Origin of the sequence: Halogeometricum sp. CBA1124, assembly GCF_009741955.1 — an archaeon.
GTDB lineage: Archaea > Halobacteriota > Halobacteria > Halobacteriales > Haloferacaceae > Halogeometricum > Halogeometricum rufum.
Genome location: NZ_WPCD01000296.1, coordinates 1 through 3009, shown reverse-complemented (window position 1 = coordinate 3009; position 3009 = coordinate 1). Strand labels below are relative to the sequence as shown.

Genomic DNA, 3009 nt, shown 5'->3' with positions numbered 1-3009 from the left:
CGCTGGGCGGGTTGGTTGGCGACGACGCCGACGGGACGGCCGTCGATGCGGGCGAACGCGGTGACGATCTCCGTCCCGTAGTCGGGCTTGAGTTCGAACACCGACTCGGCGTCGACGACCCTGTCGAGGAGGTCGTGAACGTCGTACGGCCGGTTCGGTGCCTCCGGGATGAGTTCGTCGATGCCGTCGGGCGAGTACTTCGGAGGGACCGTCTCCGACTGCGGCGGTTTCTCGCCCGCCTTGTCGGGGAGGTACGACAGCAACTGCGCGACGAGTTCGCGGGCGTGCGCCTCGTCGCGGGCGACCAGGTCGGCGCTACCGGACTCCTCGGCGTGCATCCGCGCGCCGCCGAGGTCCTGCATCGAAATCTCCTCGCCGGTGACCATCTCGACCATGCGCGGCGAGGCGATGGCCATCGCGGACATCCCCTCGACCATGACGGTGAAGTCGGCGAAGACGGGGGTGTAGGCGGCGCCCGCGATGCACGGGCCGTACAGGACGCATATCTGCGGGACGCGCCCCGAGAGCATCGAGTGGTTGTAGTAGTACTTCCCGATACCCTCGCGGTTGGCGAAGAAGCCCGTCTGCTGGTCGATTCGGCCGCCGGAGGAGTCCATCAGGTAGAGGACCGGCTTGCCGTTCTTCAGCGCGCGTTGCTGCATCCGCAGGAACTTCTCGACGCCGTGCCGCGCCATCGACCCGGCCTTCACGGTGAAGTCGTTCGCCATGAAGTGCAGGTCGCGGCCCTCGAACGTCGCCGCGCCGGTGACGAGGCCGTCGGCGGGCAGGCGGTTGTTCTCGTCCGGTCGCTCGACTTCGGGACTGTCCGGGTGCCAGCCGTCGAAGTGGGCGAACTTGCCGTCCTCGAAGGTGATGCCGTTCTCGTCGGAACCCTCGTCCGCGGACGCGCCCGTCGAGCCGAACCAGAGGTCGAGACGGTCGCGGACGAACAGTTTCCCCTGTTCGCCGAGGCGGTCGCGGTACTTCGCCGGCCCGCCCTCGAGGATGTCCCGTATCTCCTCGCGCAGTTTCGCCTCCCGGTCGGTCGGGCCCAACTCGTCGTCCAACGGGTACTCTGTCGTCGGTGCGTCGGCCGTCGCGGCGGGGTCGTCCCCGTCGCCCGCGTACACTTCGACCGCCGCGTCGAGGTGTCGTGCGAGGGCGTTCGCGATGGCAGACGCTTCGTCGTCGGTCGCGTCCGCACCGATTCGGACCTTCATACCCCGGACTGTGCGGGGTAGTTCAAAATTGTTTTCTATGTAGAATTTGCCGGACGGCCGGCGACTGGGGGAGCGCCGAGTCGTTCAGTCGTCGAGTGCCGCTTCCAGTCGCTCGACCAGTTCCTCGTTGCCGACGTACACCGGCGTCCGGGCGTGCAGGCCGTCCTTCTCCACGTCCATCAGCGACTGCTCGCCGTCGGAGGAGCGTCCGCTGGCGGTTTCGAGGATGTAACCGACGGGGTAGCCCTCGAACTGGACGCGGAGTTTCCCCTCGGGGTGGTCCGTCAGCGTCGGGTAGGCGAAGATGCCGCCGTACGTGAGGACCTGATTCACGTCGCCGATCATCGACCCGCCGTAGCGGAGTTTCATGCTCGGGTCCGACTCGACTTCGCGGACGTACTCCGTGAAGGAGTCTATCCACTCGGGGACGCGGCCGCCGAAGCCGTACACCGACGGGTCCTCGGGGAGCGTCACGTCCTCCCGGACCGCCTCGTACTCGCCGTCGTCCTGAACCACGTACTCGGTGACGGTATCGTCGTAGGCGGTTATCATCGTCGTCGTCGCGCCGTAGAGGACGTACGCCGCGGCGACCATGTCCGACCCGGCGGCCGGAAGCGGGGCGTCGTAGACGGCGAGGATGGTTCCGAGCGTGTTGTTGGGCTTCAGGTTCGAGGAACCGTCGAGGGGGTCCACGCAGACGGAGAGCCCGGACCCCGTGTCGATGACCTCCTGTCGTTCCTCGCTGGCGTACTCGCCGACGCCGTCGAGGTCACCGAGTCGCTCGCAGAGCATCTCGTCGGCGTAGATGTCCGCCTCCATCGGCGTCTCCCCGGAGGGGTTGTTCTGCTCGGCGTAGATGCGCCGCCCGGGGAGTCCCGCGCGAATCTCGGGGGCCGCGCGGGCCACCACGTCGAGAATCTGGGTGATAGTCGTCTCGTTCGATGCCGTCTCCGTCGAAGTTGGTTTCTCCTCGGTGGCCATCGGTCAGAACGCACCTCCGCGTGTCGTGGCAGAGCGTGCAACAGGGGGCGTCCGCCGGCGCGTCGCCGACGGCCGGTCGGGGCCGCTTCCGTCGGTCGCGTCACCGGTTCTCATCGGTTTCGAGTCGGGTCAGCAAATATATAAAACTGGTGTCGTTAGGAATCTGTGACTTTCAAGCCACAATCCGGTTATGTGCGTTCTATAGCGGTTGAAATGCCGAAAATGGCGTACAGAGAAATTAACTCGAAGAGTAAAAACTTCTCTCGGTGGCGGCTCAGTCGAGGGCGGTGCGGGCCGCCTCGCACCACCGTTCGACCCGTCGCCGGTCGAGTTCGAGGGCGTCGGCGACGCTCTCCGGGTCGGCGGTGGCGAGTCGCCGAATCGACCGGATGCCGGCGTCGGCGAGTCTGTCGGCGTAGGCGTCGTCCACCGCTTCGAGGGCCGTCACCGGCGTCGGTGCGCTCTGTTCGCGCCACGCCGCCTCCGCGTCGGTGGCCGAGGCGCGGGACGCCTCGCCGGTGTCGTCGTCACTCGTCCCCGGCGACGCCGTCGCCCGTTCGCGCCACGCCGCCTCGTCGTCGCCGGCCTCGTTCCCCGTCGCCTCGTCGTCGCCCGCCTCGTTCCCCGTCGCCTCGTCGTCGCCGGCCTTCGCCCGCCACGCCGCCTCGCCGTCCCGCGTCGGCCGTCGTCGCTGGACGCCGTCGCCGAGGACCGCCACGCGGACTCGCCGTCGGTCGACGACTGCTCGTCCGCCCCCTCGGGTTCGACGCTCCCGGCCTGCCACGCCGACTCCGCACTCCTCGCGTCG

Annotated in this window: 3 protein-coding genes; all 3 read right to left on the bottom strand. The window is 68.0% G+C overall.

Going from position 1 to position 3009, the window contains the following annotated elements; translation table 11 throughout:
* Positions 1 to 1220, bottom strand: a 1220-nt coding sequence (locus tag GJ632_RS20635; protein WP_191453901.1) for an acyl-CoA carboxylase subunit beta, incomplete at its 3' end; no start/stop codon positions are given.
* Between the two features lie 84 nt (positions 1221 to 1304).
* On the bottom strand, positions 1305 to 2201 hold the full coding sequence (locus GJ632_RS20630; RefSeq protein ID WP_191453900.1) for a class 1 fructose-bisphosphatase: 897 nt from the start codon (positions 2199 to 2201) through the stop codon (positions 1305 to 1307).
* A 274-nt stretch (positions 2202 to 2475) separates the two neighbouring features.
* Positions 2476 to 3009, bottom strand: a 534-nt coding sequence (locus GJ632_RS20625; protein ID WP_343161296.1) for a helix-hairpin-helix domain-containing protein, incomplete at its 5' end; no start/stop codon positions are given.